Source organism: Rodentibacter genomosp. 1 (assembly GCF_001999285.1).
Lineage (GTDB): Bacteria > Pseudomonadota > Gammaproteobacteria > Enterobacterales > Pasteurellaceae > Rodentibacter.
Window position 1 is genome coordinate 92,353 of the sequence record NZ_MLHN01000008.1, and the last position, 16,093, is coordinate 108,445.

Sequence of the window (16,093 nt, forward strand, 5' to 3'; positions counted from 1 at the left end):
CCATAAAATAGTAAGAATAGCAAGGAATAATATAATGAAATTAGTCATCATCGACACAGCTTGTGCCAATCTTTCTTCCGTCAAATTCGCTTTTGACCGATTGGGCTATGTGGCTGAGATCACAAGTGATCTCAATAAAATTAAAGCTGCCGATAAGCTGATTCTGCCCGGGGTAGGAACGGCAGTGGCCGCAATGAAAAACTTACAGGAGCGAGGGTTGATTGAGGTGATCCGAAATCTCACTCAACCCGTGTTGGGCATTTGCTTGGGTATGCAGCTAATGACCGCTTTTTCCGAAGAAGGTAAGGTGAATACCCTGAACCTAATGCCAAGCCAAACGGTGTTAATCCCTGATACAGGTTTGCCGTTGCCCCATATGGGCTGGAATAATGTGCGTTATGTAGAAGGTTGCCCACTGTTTGACGGCATTGAGCAAAATAGCCATTTCTATTTTGTGCATAGCTATGCGGTTAGCCCGAATGATAACACCATCGCCACCTGTCATTATGGTGTAGATTTTTCTGCAGCCATTGCCAAAGGCAATTTTTACGGTGTGCAATTCCACCCTGAACGCTCGGGTAAGAATGGGGCGTTGTTGTTACGGAATTTTGTGGAAAAAATCTAGTTTTGTGATCTGGCTCGAAAAGTTGGAATGGTGTAGTTGCACGTTTTTTCCTCCTAGGGTAACTAGTTACCCTAGGTTAAGCATAATTCTATCCTGTTAGGGTGGTAATTAGAGAGAAAAAATGAGTTATACATGTTTGTTTTACCATATTATTTTTCGGACAAAATATGGGATTTATGAGATTAATGAAGAAAATGAGCAAATTCTGTATCGTTATATTTTGGGATTTATAAAAAATCATCGGTCTATTTTATATAGAATTAACGTAATGCCTGATCATCTTCATTTATTTGTGCAATTACATCAAACGGTTTCTGTTGCTGAATTTGTGCGTAAATTAAAGAAAGCAACGCATTTATTTAAAGATTTATTTCCTCATTTTACAGAATGATCTGTGGGATATTATGCGTTAAGTTATGGTGAATTAGAGAAAGAAAAGATCATCAATTATATAAAAAATCAAAAAGTGCATCACCAAACCACTGATTTTAGAAATGAGATGATTAGTTTATTTCAGAATGAAGTAATCAAATTTGATTCTACATTTTTTGAAGACAACGTATAACTGTCCTAAAAGAGCAGAATAATGTTTAACCGAGGGGAATTTATTACCCTAGGTATATAGTAGGAGAACATATGCAAACCTCATACATTATCCCCGCCCTTGACTTAATTGATGGTCAGGTGGTGCGGTTATATCAGGGGGATTACGCCCAAAAAACCTTGTATAGCGATAATCCCGTGGCACAATTTCAGGATTACGTGCGTCAGGGGGCAAAACAGCTTCATTTGGTGGATTTAACAGGGGCGAAAGACCCGGCTCAACGCCAAACTAAGCTGATTGGTGAAATTATCGCGCAAGTCCAATGCCCAATCCAAGTTGGTGGCGGTATTCGCTCAGAGCAAGATGTGGCAGATTTATTGGCAGTCGGCGCAAATCGTGTCGTGATTGGCTCAACGGCAGTGAAAGATCGTGCAATGGTAAAAGGTTGGTTTGAGCGATATGGGGCGGATAAATTCGTCCTTGCTTTAGATATTAATATTGATGCAAGCGGTCAGAAAATCATTGCGATTAGCGGTTGGCAAGAGACCAGCGGAGTATCCCTTGAAGAATTGATCGAAGAATACCAAGCGGTTGGTTTACAACACGTGTTATGCACCGATATTTCACGAGACGGTACGCTTACCGGTTCAAACGTTTCCCTTTACCGTGAAATTTGTGCAGCTTTCCCCGAGATTCAATTTCAATCTTCAGGTGGGATCGGATCGCTTTCCGATATTGAGGCGTTAAAAGGTACAGGCGTAGCAGGCGTGATTGTCGGGCGAGCCTTATTGGAAGGAAAAGTTAATCTAGAGGAGGCTATTCAATGTTGGCAAAACGGATAATTCCTTGTTTAGATGTGAAAGATGGGCAGGTAGTAAAAGGCGTGCAATTCCGCAACCACGAAATTATCGGCGACATCGTACCGCTTGCACAACGTTATGCGGAAGAAGGGGCAGACGAGCTGGTGTTTTATGACATTACGGCTTCATCAGATGGTCGTACAGTGGATAAAAGCTGGGTGGAGCGTGTCGCCCAAGTGATTGATATTCCGTTTTGTGTGGCAGGTGGTATCAAGAAAGTAGAAGATGCTGAAAAACTGTTTGCCTTTGGGGCAGATAAAATCTCAATCAATTCCCCCGCACTTGCCGATCCTGCTCTGATTTCCAGATTGGCGGATCGCTTTGGGGTGCAGGCGATCGTAGTGGGGATCGATAGTTGGTTTGAAGCAAAGAGCGGCAAATACTGGGTTAATCAATACACTGGCGATGAAAAGCGTACTCGTCAAACCAACTGGCAACTCCTTGATTGGGTGCAAGAAGTGCAAAAATATGGGGCTGGCGAAATTGTGCTGAATATGATGAACCAAGATGGCGTAAGAAAGGGTTACGATCTAGAACAGCTTAAAAAAGTACGGTCGGTTTGTAAGGTGCCTTTAATTGCCTCTGGCGGTGCAGGGGAAATGTCTCATTTCTGTGAGGCATTTATTGAAGCAAACGTGGACGGTGCGTTGGCGGCAAGCGTGTTTCATAAGCAAATTATTCAGCTCGAGGAGCTAAAATGTTATCTTGCGGCTGAAGGCATCTCAGTGAGAACCTGATTTATGTGACTTTTTCAGAAATTTAGAGCAGGGGGACAATTGAATAGGCTATTTGAATTAGAAATTATTCTATTAGTGGTTATGTTGATTATGATCACTGTGTTGAGATTCATTAAAATAAGGGATAGAAAATATAAATATCCTGATTCAAAAAATAGTTTATCGTTAATTTCAAGTGCTAATTTTTTCACAAAACCTCTAATGAATAGATCGGAATATAAGTTATTTCAACAAGTGAATAATTTATTGAATCAGCGATTTAAGCCTTACGGTTTTAGATTGTTTTCTCAGGTCTCAATGGGTGAATTTTTAGGCTGTGAAAATGATAAACATTTTAGTTTGATCAATAGTAAACGGGTTGATTTTTTAATTATTGATCGTCAGGGTAAACCTCTTATTGTGATTGAATATCAAGGTAGGGGACATTTTCAAGAAAATGCAGTGGAACGTGACGCAATTAAGAAAGAGGCCTGTAGGCAAGCTGGGGTTAATTATCTTGATATACCCGCTCACTATGATCAGATTTATATTGAAATTATTGCGAATCAATTAAAAAAATATTTAGAGATAAAAAATGAAAAATATAATTAACTGGCAGAAAATTAATGATTTACTCCCTGTTATTATTCAGCACGTTTATACAAACGAAGTATTAATGCTCGGTTATATGAACCCTGAAGCCTTAGAAAAAACCTTAAATGAAAAGCGGGTAACTTTTTATTCACGCACTAAGCAACGATTATGGACGAAGGGGGAAACCTCAGGCAATTTTCTCAATGTGGTAGATATGAGCCTTGATTGTGATAATGATACTTTGCTTATTTTGGTAAATCCGGTCGGGGCAACTTGCCATACGGGCGAGGAGAGTTGTTTTCATCGGTTTGAAAAGCAAGCTGTTGAAAATTGGACATGGTTTGCAAAATTAGAACGTGATCTTTTAGCACGAAAAACTGCAGATCCTGAGCATTCTTATACGGCAAAACTTCATGCTAAAGGCACGAAAAAAATAGCCCAAAAGGTTGGAGAGGAAGGGGTTGAAACAGCCTTAGCCGCAATGGAGAAAGATTCTGAAGAACTTGTTAGTGAAGTGGCAGATTTGGTTTATCACTTAACGGTGTTGTTGCACCACCAAGAGCTGGAATGGCGTGATGTGATCGCAAAATTGCAAGAACGCCATCAAGGAATTGGTCTGCATCCGGAAGGTTCAAATAAATAAGCTGTCGAAGCATCTACGTTATGTTACAATCCACGCCGGTGTTAATTGAAGTAAAAAGGCAAATATTATGAAAAAATTACTACTCGTTGTTATTGGTGCATTGATCATTTCAGCTTGTGCGAATAAAGATGTGTATTTCAATGGATCGGAAGGTTCTCACTCAGGTATGAAATTTGACAAAGACACCCGTCATTGGGGAGTAAATCGTTAATTCTATCTTTCAAAGTGCGGTCAGAATTGACCGCACTTTTTCTTTAACGAGGCATGATGTGTTATGTCTTGCAAAAGTTAATTTTCCCTTCGGGTATTTTCAACATTGCAGCGTTTTGTTAAATATATTGAATTGGTTTTGGATAACCAATTTCAGTGGTTAATGCTCGATCTGCGATCACCATATCTTCACGCTTTTCAATAAAGAATCTTGAGGTCATGGCTTTTTCACCATCATTTAAGAAAATTTCTACAATTGAACGATCAAAGAAAATTTCTACGGTGCGAAGTTCATGGATTTCACAATAGCGTTGCTCACCAAATGTCCTCATTAATTCCGTTTGTGCCGACTGACTGCGATCCAAACAAACTAAGCCATTTTCATAGGATAAGGTCAGTGTTTCACCTTTTTCATTGGTGAAGAAAGACAAGTTGAACGGCTGATTTTCTGCATCAAATTTTAAATAGGTACGATCTAAATGTTCAATCCTGGTTTTTTCTTGCAGGGATTGTGTGGAAAGTGCGGTCATATTTTCATAAATTTTAGCAATAGGACGTTGATATAAGCGATTATTTTCAATACGCACTTCTCGTGGCAGGGTGAGAGCAGAATGCCATTTGAATTTATCTGTTGGGTAAGTTAAATCCGGTAAGCCAATCCAGCCAAACATGATGGTATTTGCTTTATTTTCTAAACCGGCAAAGGTTTGAGGGGCATAGAAATCAAAACCTTGATCGAGTTCAGCGATATGTTCAGCTTCTAGTACATTGCCTGTTAATTGCCCCATTGCATAAGTCGCATGATAGTTATTTTGGAATTGATAGTCTTCACGATCTTTACCTTGTGGCGACCAAATAAAAATATCTTTATCCGCTAATTTTAGTAAGTCCGGACATTCCCACATAAATACATTGTGATTATTAAAGGCTGGAATAGACAGTTCACCAATTAAGCGTGGTGTATCGTCTAAGTGATCCATTTCAAAAATAATTGCTGTACCGGTAAGATTTTCCCGTTGTGCACCACAAACAAAACGAATTTTCCCTTCTTTTGTTAAATAAGGTTTGGGATCGCGTACATGTTCTGTATAACCTTTTGGGGCCCATTCGATTAATGGGCGTTTGCTAAGTAATCTGCCATATAAATCAAAAATTGCTAGATTTTGATAAGGCACACGTTGATTATCCGTTGTGCGGCGAGTATTGCCGGTGTAGAACATGGCTAATTTATCGCCGACTTTTAATGCACCGCCGGAATAACAACCATGGGATTCAAATAATTCACAAGGAATTAAATTATCGGCGGTTTGGTAAGTTTGGAAATCATGGGTGATGAAATGTTTCCAATGTTTCATACCATGTATGGCATCGAAAGGAAACCATTGATAAAAAAGGTGATATTTTTCGCCATCAAAAATAAGTCCATTCGGATCGTTTAGCAGTCCGGTGGGGGGCGCAAGATGATAAGTCGGGTAGAAATATTTATCACTCTCGACTGTTTTACGTATCGTATCAAGTTCACCTTGTTCTGCTGCAAGAATACTTTTGTATTTGCCGTTATTGAAAATAATCATTGTTGTCCTATTTTGGGTAAGTTTCATTTAAACAAGTATAGCGAGCGTTCATTTTCTCCGCCCATGATTTTAATGATCCCATAAGGGAATGTTTTGTGGCGTAGGTCCAATCATTACGGAAGAGTAGAAAATCAATCGCACAGACTGCATTGAGCGTACCGATATTGAGCGCTTCACCGAATAAATCAATGGATTTTTGAATCGCGATGAGACTTTGTTCCGTTCGTTGGAAAATTTGTTGATGGCGTTCTAGCCACCATTCAGACTGAGGGCGTAGGCGTTTTTCCGGTATAACGGATATTTCATTTTCTAAAATCCCATCGGCTAAATAATGTAAGCAAAGAATTTGCCAACGTTGCTCCCCTTCGTCATAAAGTGAAGGTTGTGAACCTAAATGATCGAGATATTCTGCAATTAGCGAACTGTTATATAACCATTCACCATTTGCCATTTGAAGTGCAGGTAAACGCCCAAGAGGGTTGGCTTGGTTATGTGGGGAATGTTTATCCATTCCACTTGTTGCTTGTAATAATTCAATTTGATTTTGTAATTGGTGATAAGAAATGACACTGCGTACTTTTCGAGCATAGGGGCTGGAATCGGAATACCATAGTTTCATAAAATACCTTCATTTATGACCGCACTTAATGGAAAGGTGTGTGAAATAAATTCACACACTTTGGATTAATTTGCCAAAAATTCAGCCAATTGTGATTTATTTGGCAAAGCAGACATTGCACCTTTTGCTGTTGTTGCCAATGCGCCGCAAGCATTCGCTTGTCGTATAATTTTCACCAACACATCATTGTCTTTCCAATTTGGGTGTTGAGAAAGACCGGCTAATAATCCGCCGACAAAGGCATCGCCCGCTCCGGTGGTATCAACGGGTTTTAACGCTTTGCCCACAACGACATCTTTTTTTCCGGCAAGATGGTATAAAGCCCCGTCTTTTCCTAGGGTGACGATAATGAGTTTTTCTGGATAAAGTGCGGTGATTTTTTCAAAGGCTTTATCAAGGCTGTCGCTATCGGTTAAAAGTGTAAGCTCTTCTTCGGAGAATTTTAATACATCTGCTAACGCCACGGCATCCATCACAACTCTTTTCATTTCCTCTAGGCTAGACCATAAAGATTCTCGTAAATTGGGATCGAAAGAGAAGAACCCGCCCGCCACTTTAATGCGGCGGATTGCTTCAAAGGTCGCCTCACGAGAGGGATTATTAATCAAGGCGATAGAACAACAGTGTAGCCATTCACCACTTTGAAAAGGAGGCAAATCGGTTGTTTGTAAGAATTGATCTGCACTTGGATTGACCATAAACGTGAAACTGCGTTCACCATTATCCAATCCGACCACCACAGTTGAGGTGCGGTGTTGTGGATCTAGAATCATATGTGTGGTATCTACATTTTCAGCGTTTAAGGTATCTTGCATAAATTGCCCGAGGGGATCTTTTCCTACTCGACCAATAAAAGCACTTTCGCTCCCTAAACGAGCAACGCCCACCGCAACATTTGCCGGTGCACCGCCTGCACAACGTAAGTAATGATTTTCGCCGTCAGGAATGAGGTCCACCACGGCATCACCGGTTACCCAAATTTTTTGACTCATCGTATTTCCTCTTTCTAATGAAGCGCCTCTTATTATCCATTGGATAGGAAATGGATTTTTCAGCACTTACTCATATAATTTATCTTAAAAAATAACCGCACTTTTAAGCCAAGCGCGGTCAGTTTTGCTGTGTTTTGATTATTCTACTGTTACACGTGCAAATTTTCGTTTACCCACTTGGTAAACATTTGTGCCTGTTGGCGCGTTTTCTTTGACATTATCAATTTTTTCACCATTGATTTTTACGCCACCTTGCTGTGCAGAACGAATCGCTTCAGAAGTGGAGGGTACTAAACCTGCTTCTTTTAATAATGTCGCTAAACCTATTTCAGCATTAAAGGTAAATTCAGGCATTTCATCCGGCATTGCGCCTTTTTGGAAACGGTTGATAAATTCTTGTTCTGCCGCATTGGCCGCTGCTTCATCGTGGAAACGGGCAATTAATTCTTTCGCCAGTAAAATTTTCACATCACGAGGATTTTTGCCATTTTTCACATCGACTTTTAATTGCTCAATTTCAGTTAATGGACGGAATGAAAGCAAATTGTACCAATCCCACATTAACTCATCGGAAATAGACATGACTTTGCCGAACATATCATTTGGCACATCTGTCACACCGATATAGTTTCCAAGGGATTTTGACATTTTTTTCTCTCCGTCTAAGCCCACAAGTAACGGCATGGTGATAGCCACTTGCGGTTTTTTACCGGCTGATTTTTGTAATTCACGACCCACTAATAAATTGAATTTTTGATCCGTACCGCCAAGTTCCACATCGGCATCAAGAGCCACGGAATCATGCCCCTGTAATAGGGGATAAATAAATTCATGAATCGCAATGGGTTGGTTATTGGTAAAGCGTTTTTTGAAATCATCACGCTCAAGCATACGGGCAACGGTGTAATTGCTCGCAAGGCGAATCATCCCTTCCGTACCTAATTGACCCAACCATTCGGAATTGAAAACGATTTTGGTTTTTTGTGGATCAAGAATTTTGAAAATTTGTTCTTTATAGGTTTCCGCATTGCGTAATACATCTTCACGACTAAGGGGAGGGCGGGTAGTGTTTTTTCCAGAAGGATCGCCCACCATACCGGTAAAATCACCGATTAAGAAATAAACATCGTGACCGAATTGTTGAAATTGGCGTAGTTTATTGAGCACAACGGTATGCCCTAAGTGAATATCCGGTGCAGTAGGATCGGCACCTAATTTTACTTTTAACGGACGATTTTCTTTGAGTTTTTCAATTAAATCTGCTTCAGAAAGAATTTCATCAGTGCCACGTTTAAGCTCTGAGAGAACAGTATTAATATCAGTCATTGTTTATTTCCTAATTATCATTTTGAAGTGCTTTATTATAGGGAATCTAAAAGATTTGTGAATAAAAAAAAAGCCTATTTGTGGGGAAATAGGCGGGAATGTTGGAGTGATTATCGCTGAGTGTTTTTTATGAAACCAGCTTGTTGTTATTGGAATGATTAGATGATAATTGTTATCAATAATGTTGTCAATAACTAAATGAAAATAATTATCAAATTTTATTATTTCATATAAGGCACAGATTCTGTCAATGAAAGTGCGGTAGGAATCCCCCCTGAAATTTTAAATTCACCGGCGTAAGCATAAGCTTCTACGCCTTGTTCTATCGCATCTTTTAACAATTTATCATACTCGGGATCGATATATTCAGCGATTTTAAAACGATCAAATCCATTATGCAGACCGGCAAACAGTACTACGGCACGATGTCCTTGTTTTTTCATTGCCAATAATTCTCGTACGTGTTTTTGCCCTCGGGTCGTAACGGCATCGGGGAACATTCCAAGGCTGCCTTTCACTAATGTGATAGATTTCACTTCTACATAGCAATCGGGCAGACCTTCGCCTTTGAGTAAGAAATCAATACGGCTATTTTCTTCCCCGTATTTGACTTCAGGATAAAATTCATCGTACATCGGTAACTCTTTAATTTGTTTATTTTGTAATGCTTCAAATACCAGTTGATTAGAGCGATGGGTGTTAATACAGCATAGTTGTCCGTTAGCCAGTTGGGTCAGTTCCCATGAATGGGGATATTTTCTTGTCTGACTATCGGAATGGGAATACCAAACGGTATCCCCTTTCTCTCCACAGCCTGTCATTGCCCCAGTGTTGGCACAGTGAATCGTCATTACTTCGCCATTAGGTAACTCTATATCGGCAAGGAAACGTTTGTAGCGGCGAATGAGTTTTGCAGATTGGAGTGCTGGAAGTTGCATAATATTCCTTATTTAAAGTGCGGTTGAAATGTCATGAGTTTTTTGAATGAACCGGTGATTTGACAGATTTCCGCGTATTTTTTTGCGGTAATTCATCGGAGAAAATCCGGTATATTTTTGGAAATTTTCATAAAAGCGGCTCAATGAATTAAACCCTGCCGTCATTGATACATCAAGCATGGTTTTATCGGTATCGCTAAGTAGGGCTTTAGCATGGTTAATGCGCATCATTGTAATGTATTGCTTAATAGTTAATTGCATTGCACGTTGAAATAGCCCCATGGCGTAGTTAGCATTTAATCCAACAGCATCGGCTACTTGTGAAACGGTCAAGGCTTGATTGAAATGGCTACCAATGTAATTAAGCATTTGGATGACATAATATTGTGTATGACGGGAAGAATGGCTGTGTATGTTGTTTCCATACTGGGTTTTGAGTAAAAGTTCCCAACCATCAAGCTCTAAACGTTTTAGTAATAACTGTACTTCACTGTAAACTAAATGATGGCGGTTATTGTCATTTTTGGTGAGCTCATTTTGCCAACGTGTGATTTCAAAAGCACTGGCGAGCGCAGGACTGTTAGATTGAATTACCACGCCATGCGTAATATGGGTAACAAGTTTATCCGGTAGCTGCCAAGAAAGAAATTGGTGAACGGGAATGTCAATCACCGCCATTTCTGTACAGTTTCTGCGATTGACTAAGCTATGAGGAATGGATGCCCAGAATACGGCAATATGATTTTGCTTAATTGTGATGAGTGAACCGTTATAAAAATATTCAATATCGCCGTTAAAGGGAATATTGATTTCAATATGTCCGTGCCAATGATGTGCCGGCATATTCACAGGTGGTTGCCAGAGTTTTACCCGTAGTGACTGATTTTCTAGGGGTAAGGAAAGCGGACTGGTCGTTTTACTTCCAAGAGAATTTTCCGGATCAAAATAATCCAAAACAATATCTTCATGTTCCATACATCACCAATTAAGTACCATAGGAGAGCGTTGAAATTATAGCTAATTTTTTCGTTAATTCCTATTTTCTTATAGAATTTTCCTAAAAACTCATTTTTTTATACGTAAATCTCAAAAAATGAGGTTTCAGGAATTTTGTATGAGAAAACAATATAGGAAAACTATTTTTCTTTTGCCATGATAAGTGCCTATCAAAAAAGTTATCACTAAGGAGCTTATTATGAGTTTGTCAATGAAAACCAAAATCAGTTTTGGTTTAGGTGCTTATGGCAAGGATTTTGCTATTGGCATTGTGTATATGTATTTAATGTATTACTACACGGATGTACTGGGTGTATCCGGTGCCATTGTAGGTAGTATTTTCATGGTGGCTCGGGTGTGGGACGCATTAAATGATCCCATTATGGGATGGATTGTGAATAATACGCGATCACGTTGGGGAAAATTTAAACCTTGGATCTTGATTGGAACAATTCTCAACTCAATCTCACTTTTCTCCCTTTTCTGTGCGGATTATTTCTCCGGTACCGCACTTATTCTTTACATTGCGATAACTTATATTTTTTGGGGAATGACATACACGCTAATGGATATTCCATTTTGGTCGCTCACACCAACACTCACCCTCGATCAACGGGAACGTGAAGCGCTTGTACCTTATCCCCGTTTTTTTGCCAGCCTTGCCGGTTTTGTGACGGCCGGTGTATGTATGCCATTTGTCGATGCTGTAGGCGGCGATGATAAAGGTTTTGGCTTTAGAATGTTTACTTTGATAATTATTGCTTTCTTTGTGGCGTCAACCATTATTACTTTGGTCAATGTCAAAGAAAAATATTCTTCCGATTCCATAGAAAGCAGTGAATCACAGCAGAAAGTTCCGCTTAAAACCTTGGTATCACTCATTCCACGTAATGACCAACTTTCAAGTTTGCTTGTTATGGCACTTTGCTACAACATTGCGGGTAATATCATTTCAGGTTTCGCCATTTATTATTTCACCTATGTGGTGGGCGATAAGGAAATGTTCCCATACTATATGTCTTATGCCGGCATTGCGAATCTTGCTATTATCATTCTCTTCGCTCGTTTGGCGAAATTTTTCTCACGTCGAACTTTATGGATCACCATTTCAGTCAGCTCCATTATTAGTTGTGCTATTTTGGCTTATACCGGTCTTGCTAATTATCACAGTATTTTCTTGATTATCCTTGCCGGTATTTTTATGCAAATCGGTAGTGCCTTGTTTTGGACATTACAAGTGATTATGGTGGCGGATACCGTTGATTACGGCGAATATAAACTCGGTATTCGTTCCGAAAGTATTGCCTATGCGGTGCAAACCATGGTGGTAAAAGCCGGCTCTGCTGTTTCTGCTTTGTTAATTGGTGTGTTATTGACAGTGATTGATTATGTACCGAATGAAGCTCAAAGCGAATCAACCTTGTTTTATATGAAAGTGATTATGATAGGGTTACCAATTTTCTTCTATCTCATTAAATTATTCGTCTATTTTCGTTATTACAAACTTCATGGTGATTTACTCGCAAAAGTTAATATCACCCTATTAGATAAATATCGTAAAGTTGAAACAAAATATTAACAGGAGCAATATGATGAGTTCACAATTAATTCGCTTACAAAGTAAAGAAACAGACTTAATTTTACGTACAGAACCGGCAGAGATCCTCTATTTTGGTCAACGCCTTGAATTAGATGAAATCACCGAAGCGGATGTGATGAGCATTGAACGTGGTGTAGCAAACGGGAGCCTCGATATAGATATTCCCATTACTCTTGCCGCGGAAAATGGCAGGGGCTATTTCGGAGTTTCCGGTATAGAGGGGCATCGTAATGGTTATGATTGGGCGCCAGTGTTTGTCACCAAAAATATCACAAAAACTGACCGCACTTTAGTGTTGGACATGGAAGATTCCATTGCAAAATTGGGCTTTAAGGCAGAGATTGAAGCTGATGAAAATGGCGTGTTTAAATTCCGTCATACTTTAACTAACTTAGGCGAGGACAAATTTACCGTAAATCGTCTCGCGGTTACCTTGCCGGTACCTGAATATGCCGATGAAGTATTAAGTTTCTACGGGCGTTGGTGTCGTGAATTACACGAGAATCGTATTTCACTCAAACATGGAGCCTTTACCCAAGAAAATCGTCACGGACGTACCTCCCATGAATATGCGCCGAATCTGATTTTGGGGACACCTCATTTTAGCCAGCAACAGGGTAAAGTGTGGGGATTCCATCTTGCTTGGTCGGGAAATCATCGTATTCGTGCTGATGTATTGATCGATGGTCGCCGTTTCGCTCAATTGGAAAATCTTTATTTCCCGGGAGAAATTCAGCTTAAACAAGGTGAAAGTCATAGTACGCCTTGGGTCTATGCGGTGTATTCGGATGAGGGATTGAATGGAATGTCACGTCAATTTCACAATCATGTCCGCCAACATATTTTACATTTTGCTTATCCTGTGCGTCCGGTACATTTGAATATTTGGGAAGGGGTAACCTTTGATCATCATCCTAAGCACATTATTGCAATGGCGGAGAAAGCGGCGGAAATGGGCGTGGAACGCTTTATTATTGATGATGGTTGGTTTATTGGGCGTAATGATGATTTTGGCGGTTTAGGCGATTGGTATTTAGACGAAGAAAAATATCCGAACGGTTTAAATGAAGTCATTAATGCCGTGAAAAAACTCGGTATGCAATTTGGTATTTGGGTGGAATTGGAAATGATCAACAAACCGACCAAACTTTACCAAGCACATCCGGATTGGTTATTACAATTAGAGGGGTATGAGCAACCGGAAGAACGCCATCAATATGTATTGGATCTCACTAAACAGGAAGTCTTTGATTATTTGTTAGAGCGTATGGATTGGTTACTTGGTAATCACGAGATTGATTACATCAAATGGGATCACAACCGCCGCCTTGTTCAACCGGGAAGCGAAGGTCGAGCTGCGGTGGTGGCGCAAACCAAAGCCGCTTATCGTTTATTTGACGAATTACAAAAACGCTATCCGCACGTTGAAATCGAAAGTTGTTCATCAGGTGGGGCACGTATTGACTATGAAATCTTAAAACGTTCACAACGTTTTTGGTCATCGGATAACATTGACGCTTACACCCGCCAACAGATTCACCGTGGTATGAGCTATTTTTATCCACCTGAAGTTATGGGGGCACACATTGGCGGTTCGCCTTGCCAAACGACGCATCGCCGTTTTTCTATTGATTATCGTGGTTTGACGGCATTATTTGGGCATATGGGGGTAGAGCTTGATCCGGTGAAAGAAAGCCAGGAAGAACGAGCCGGTTTTGCGAAATGTATCGCTTTACATAAGCAGCTTCGTCCATTACTGCATAATGGTGATGGATTCCGTCTTGATTATCATGATGATAAGACCCTAATTCATGGCGTGGTGGCAAAAGATAAATCACAAGCCGTAGTCCTTGTAAGCCAACTTGATATGCCGGATTACAAGCAAATGGGTAAACTTCGCTTGCCATATTTGCAAAATAATGCAACTTATCAAGTGAATGTTCTTGCGATTCCTGATTACATCCGTGAAGGGAATGCAGGGCATTTAATGAAAGTTTTCCCACAATGGTTGCGTGATTGTTTTGATGGTAAAACTTTCACGATCCGCAGTGAATGGCTTGCCAATGCGGGTTTAACCATTCCTGTGTTAGATCCACAAAGTGCGATGTTACTTGAATTTAGAAAGGTATAGATAATGAAAAGTGCGGTCAATTTTGACCGCACTTTTTTGTGCTTAAGAAATTTTTATCGTTGAATTAAATATCTCAACTTTGTGCCATCTTGTTCAACGCTAAGGAGTGTATAACCATGGTTTTTGGTATCCACCGGAATATTGTTGATGGATTGGGCACAATCACTTAATAATTCCAGAATCTCGCCTTTTTGTAATTGTGGCATGGTTTCAAGCATCACAATTGCCGGATAAGGGCAAGGCTCGCCTAAGGTGTCAAGGGTGTAATCCGGAGTGATGTCTTTCGGATCTTTATCTAATTTTTGAACAACGGTAAATGCCATAATAATTCCTTTTGTTGATGAATGAATAAGAATTAACAACCACAAGATGGTTGTGTCGTTGCTGCAATTTTTGCCTTGGCTTTTGCGAGGAAACTGCGTTGCCACCAAACCACGGCAATTAAGCAAAGGATCAATAGAGCATAGTTTACTAATAATCCGCCTATCGGGCCGAAAGATTTAAGTAGGTTCAATTTTTCGTAATCTAAGGCAAGAGCAGGGGCGATATCATCCCAAGCATAGGCAAGATAAGTGGAACCGATGACATTGCCTAGCCCTACCCACATAAAGTGAACTTGCCCTTCCATTGAACGATACATCCAACCGGTTTCGCAGCCGCCGGCTAGTACAATACCAAAGCCGAATAATAATCCACCGATAATCGCATTTGGGCCAGCCCACATGATTTTGGGTGAAACGCCTAACTGGATGTAAGAGAAAACACCAATTGTTCCCACCATAATGCCGAAAATAATCGCTTTTGCCATATAAGCACGGCCGGTTACCCATAAATCACGGAAAGCGGAGGTAAAGCAAATTTGTGCGCGTTCAATTAATAAACCGAATGCTAAGCCGCAAAACATAGCGAAACCTAATTTTATGGAGTGGGTCATTACATAAAGTGAGGCGATGAGATAGGCAAAGAAAATCACCATACCTATCCAAAAACGGCGGGAAGCTTGCTTGGGATCGGTTTCTTTTAATTTTGCTGCCCCTTTCTTGAGTTCTAGTTTGACACGAAATATTGGGAGTAAGGTGAATTTTACGCCAAAATAAGTGCCAATTGCTGTGGCGATAGTGAAGAACCAAGCATGAATAGAAAATTGAGGAATACCGGTGAAAAGTGAGGCAAGGTTACAGCCCATGGCAAGACGGGCACCAAAGCCGGCTAATGCACCGCCGATTAGAGCTTGAACAATACGGCGTTTATGGGGTTGATTGCGCCATTTTACGTTATTTGCCCATAGCGCAGCGGAAATACAGCCGGCGAACATTCCTAGAATCATCACACCGTCAATACGGCTAAAAATGGTTCCTTCCATTCCGATAATTTTATAATAGCTCCATTCGCTCACATCTACTCCTAGGGCTTGTAAGGCGTGTCCACCCCAGCGAGTGAATTCTCCCGTTACCGCCCAGTAAGTACCTGTTATACCGAAATAATAGGCTGAAAGTAAACCTGCTGCGATCACGGCTGCGACAGGATTCCAATATTTAATAAGATAGTTTTGTTTGAATTGTTGCCAAATCTCTAACATAAGTTCTTAAATCCTTAAGAAAGTTAATGATTTGCAAGCAGAGGTATATGATGAAAAATAGAATTGAGAATCCAATCAGATTTGTTCATTTCCTATACACAAACTTGCGATATATGAATGAATATGCTGTTAAAGCGCTGAGAGTA

Annotated in this window: 16 protein-coding genes and 1 pseudogene; 9 read left to right on the forward strand and 8 right to left on the reverse strand. The window is 40.2% G+C overall.

The genetic code is table 11. The features are described from left to right. The first annotated feature begins 34 nt into the window (after positions 1-34). The 7 genes and pseudogenes from hisH to BKK54_RS11620 all read left to right on the forward strand — a co-directional run bounded on the left by hisH (position 35) and on the right by BKK54_RS11620 (position 4,193). Entirely contained in the window at positions 35-625 is a 591-nt protein-coding gene (gene hisH, locus BKK54_RS04575) for an imidazole glycerol phosphate synthase subunit HisH (RefSeq protein WP_077541944.1), read from the forward strand. Between the two features lie 121 nt (positions 626-746). Further along, positions 747-1,190, forward strand: a pseudogene (locus BKK54_RS04580) (transposase). A 71-nt stretch (positions 1,191-1,261) separates the two neighbouring features. Then, positions 1,262-2,011, forward strand: a complete 750-nt coding sequence (gene hisA / locus BKK54_RS04585; RefSeq protein ID WP_077541946.1) for a 1-(5-phosphoribosyl)-5-[(5-phosphoribosylamino)methylideneamino]imidazole-4-carboxamide isomerase — start codon at positions 1,262-1,264, stop codon at positions 2,009-2,011. Continuing rightward, complete coding sequence (gene hisF / locus BKK54_RS04590) at positions 1,993-2,766, forward strand: imidazole glycerol phosphate synthase subunit HisF (protein ID WP_077541948.1); 774 nt, start codon at positions 1,993-1,995, stop codon at positions 2,764-2,766. The genes hisA and hisF overlap by 19 nt, the downstream gene beginning before the upstream one ends. Before the next feature lie 81 nt (positions 2,767-2,847). Then, positions 2,848-3,357, forward strand: coding sequence for a DUF2726 domain-containing protein (locus BKK54_RS04595; RefSeq protein ID WP_158074614.1), 510 nt, complete (start codon positions 2,848-2,850; stop codon positions 3,355-3,357). Next, the gene (hisIE, locus tag BKK54_RS04600; RefSeq protein ID WP_077541950.1) at positions 3,341-3,982 is read left to right on the forward strand and encodes a bifunctional phosphoribosyl-AMP cyclohydrolase/phosphoribosyl-ATP diphosphatase HisIE; all 642 of its coding nucleotides are present in this window, start codon (positions 3,341-3,343) and stop codon (positions 3,980-3,982) included. The genes BKK54_RS04595 and hisIE overlap by 17 nt, the downstream gene beginning before the upstream one ends. 67 nt (positions 3,983-4,049) lie before the next feature. Continuing rightward, complete coding sequence (locus BKK54_RS11620; RefSeq protein WP_143541424.1) at positions 4,050-4,193, forward strand: hypothetical protein; 144 nt, start codon at positions 4,050-4,052, stop codon at positions 4,191-4,193. Between the two features lie 118 nt (positions 4,194-4,311). Here BKK54_RS11620 and BKK54_RS04605 read toward each other — a convergent pair whose 3' ends face one another. From BKK54_RS04605 to melR, 6 genes are all read right to left on the reverse strand, one after another. Beyond that, on the reverse strand, positions 4,312-5,766 hold the full coding sequence (locus BKK54_RS04605) for a glycoside hydrolase family 32 protein (protein ID WP_077541952.1): 1,455 nt from the start codon (positions 5,764-5,766) through the stop codon (positions 4,312-4,314). Between the two features lie 7 nt (positions 5,767-5,773). Continuing rightward, complete coding sequence (locus BKK54_RS04610) at positions 5,774-6,385, reverse strand: glutathione S-transferase N-terminal domain-containing protein (protein WP_077541954.1); 612 nt, start codon at positions 6,383-6,385, stop codon at positions 5,774-5,776. Positions 6,386-6,450: 65 nt separating this feature from the next. After that, entirely contained in the window at positions 6,451-7,377 is a 927-nt protein-coding gene (locus BKK54_RS04615) for an aminoimidazole riboside kinase (RefSeq protein WP_077541956.1), read from the reverse strand. A gap of 138 nt (positions 7,378-7,515) precedes the next feature. Then, complete coding sequence (gene tyrS, locus BKK54_RS04620; protein WP_077541957.1) at positions 7,516-8,703, reverse strand: tyrosine--tRNA ligase; 1,188 nt, start codon at positions 8,701-8,703, stop codon at positions 7,516-7,518. A gap of 221 nt (positions 8,704-8,924) precedes the next feature. Beyond that, the gene (gene sfsA, locus BKK54_RS04625; RefSeq protein ID WP_077541958.1) at positions 8,925-9,641 is read right to left on the reverse strand and encodes a DNA/RNA nuclease SfsA; all 717 of its coding nucleotides are present in this window, start codon (positions 9,639-9,641) and stop codon (positions 8,925-8,927) included. A gap of 12 nt (positions 9,642-9,653) precedes the next feature. After that, positions 9,654-10,616 (reverse strand): transcriptional regulator MelR, encoded by a 963-nt coding sequence (gene melR / locus BKK54_RS04630; RefSeq protein WP_077541959.1) that lies wholly within the window; start codon positions 10,614-10,616, stop codon positions 9,654-9,656. A gap of 220 nt (positions 10,617-10,836) precedes the next feature. Between melR and melB the strand changes: the two genes are divergently transcribed. Both melB and BKK54_RS04640 read left to right on the forward strand, forming a co-directional pair. Then, positions 10,837-12,216 (forward strand): melibiose:sodium transporter MelB, encoded by a 1,380-nt coding sequence (gene melB, locus BKK54_RS04635; protein ID WP_077541960.1) that lies wholly within the window; start codon positions 10,837-10,839, stop codon positions 12,214-12,216. A gap of 10 nt (positions 12,217-12,226) precedes the next feature. Next, positions 12,227-14,368 carry an alpha-galactosidase gene (locus BKK54_RS04640; RefSeq protein ID WP_244153106.1) on the forward strand — a complete coding sequence of 714 codons (2,142 nt, stop codon included), beginning with the start codon at positions 12,227-12,229 and terminating at the stop codon, positions 14,366-14,368. A 53-nt stretch (positions 14,369-14,421) separates the two neighbouring features. Here the strand turns inward: BKK54_RS04640 and yedF are convergent, their stop codons facing one another. After that, complete coding sequence (gene yedF, locus BKK54_RS04645; protein WP_005696304.1) at positions 14,422-14,691, reverse strand: sulfurtransferase-like selenium metabolism protein YedF; 270 nt, start codon at positions 14,689-14,691, stop codon at positions 14,422-14,424. Positions 14,692-14,723: 32 nt separating this feature from the next. Beyond that, a complete protein-coding gene (yedE, locus tag BKK54_RS04650) occupies positions 14,724-15,947 on the reverse strand; it encodes a selenium metabolism membrane protein YedE/FdhT (RefSeq protein ID WP_077541962.1) in 1,224 nt (407 codons plus the stop codon). Positions 15,948-16,093 lie beyond the last annotated feature (146 nt).

Bases quoted from the DNA above. Each gene is read 5' to 3' on its own strand.
- hisH (WP_077541944.1), top strand. From the start codon at position 35: ATGAAATTAGTCATCATCGACACAGCTTGTGCCAATCTTTCTTCCGTC.
- hisA (WP_077541946.1), top strand. From the start codon at position 1,262: ATGCAAACCTCATACATTATCCCCGCCCTTGACTTAATTGATGGTCAG.
- hisF (WP_077541948.1), top strand. From the start codon at position 1,993: ATGTTGGCAAAACGGATAATTCCTTGTTTAGATGTGAAAGATGGGCAG.
- BKK54_RS04595 (WP_158074614.1), top strand. From the start codon at position 2,848: ATGTTGATTATGATCACTGTGTTGAGATTCATTAAAATAAGGGATAGA.
- hisIE (WP_077541950.1), top strand. From the start codon at position 3,341: ATGAAAAATATAATTAACTGGCAGAAAATTAATGATTTACTCCCTGTT.
- BKK54_RS11620 (WP_143541424.1), top strand. From the start codon at position 4,050: ATGAAAAAATTACTACTCGTTGTTATTGGTGCATTGATCATTTCAGCT.
- BKK54_RS04605 (WP_077541952.1), bottom strand. From the start codon at position 5,766: ATGATTATTTTCAATAACGGCAAATACAAAAGTATTCTTGCAGCAGAA.
- BKK54_RS04610 (WP_077541954.1), bottom strand. From the start codon at position 6,385: ATGAAACTATGGTATTCCGATTCCAGCCCCTATGCTCGAAAAGTACGC.
- BKK54_RS04615 (WP_077541956.1), bottom strand. From the start codon at position 7,377: ATGAGTCAAAAAATTTGGGTAACCGGTGATGCCGTGGTGGACCTCATT.
- tyrS (WP_077541957.1), bottom strand. From the start codon at position 8,703: ATGACTGATATTAATACTGTTCTCTCAGAGCTTAAACGTGGCACTGAT.
- sfsA (WP_077541958.1), bottom strand. From the start codon at position 9,641: ATGCAACTTCCAGCACTCCAATCTGCAAAACTCATTCGCCGCTACAAA.
- melR (WP_077541959.1), bottom strand. From the start codon at position 10,616: ATGGAACATGAAGATATTGTTTTGGATTATTTTGATCCGGAAAATTCT.
- melB (WP_077541960.1), top strand. From the start codon at position 10,837: ATGAGTTTGTCAATGAAAACCAAAATCAGTTTTGGTTTAGGTGCTTAT.
- BKK54_RS04640 (WP_244153106.1), top strand. From the start codon at position 12,227: ATGATGAGTTCACAATTAATTCGCTTACAAAGTAAAGAAACAGACTTA.
- yedF (WP_005696304.1), bottom strand. From the start codon at position 14,691: ATGGCATTTACCGTTGTTCAAAAATTAGATAAAGATCCGAAAGACATC.
- yedE (WP_077541962.1), bottom strand. From the start codon at position 15,947: ATGTTAGAGATTTGGCAACAATTCAAACAAAACTATCTTATTAAATAT.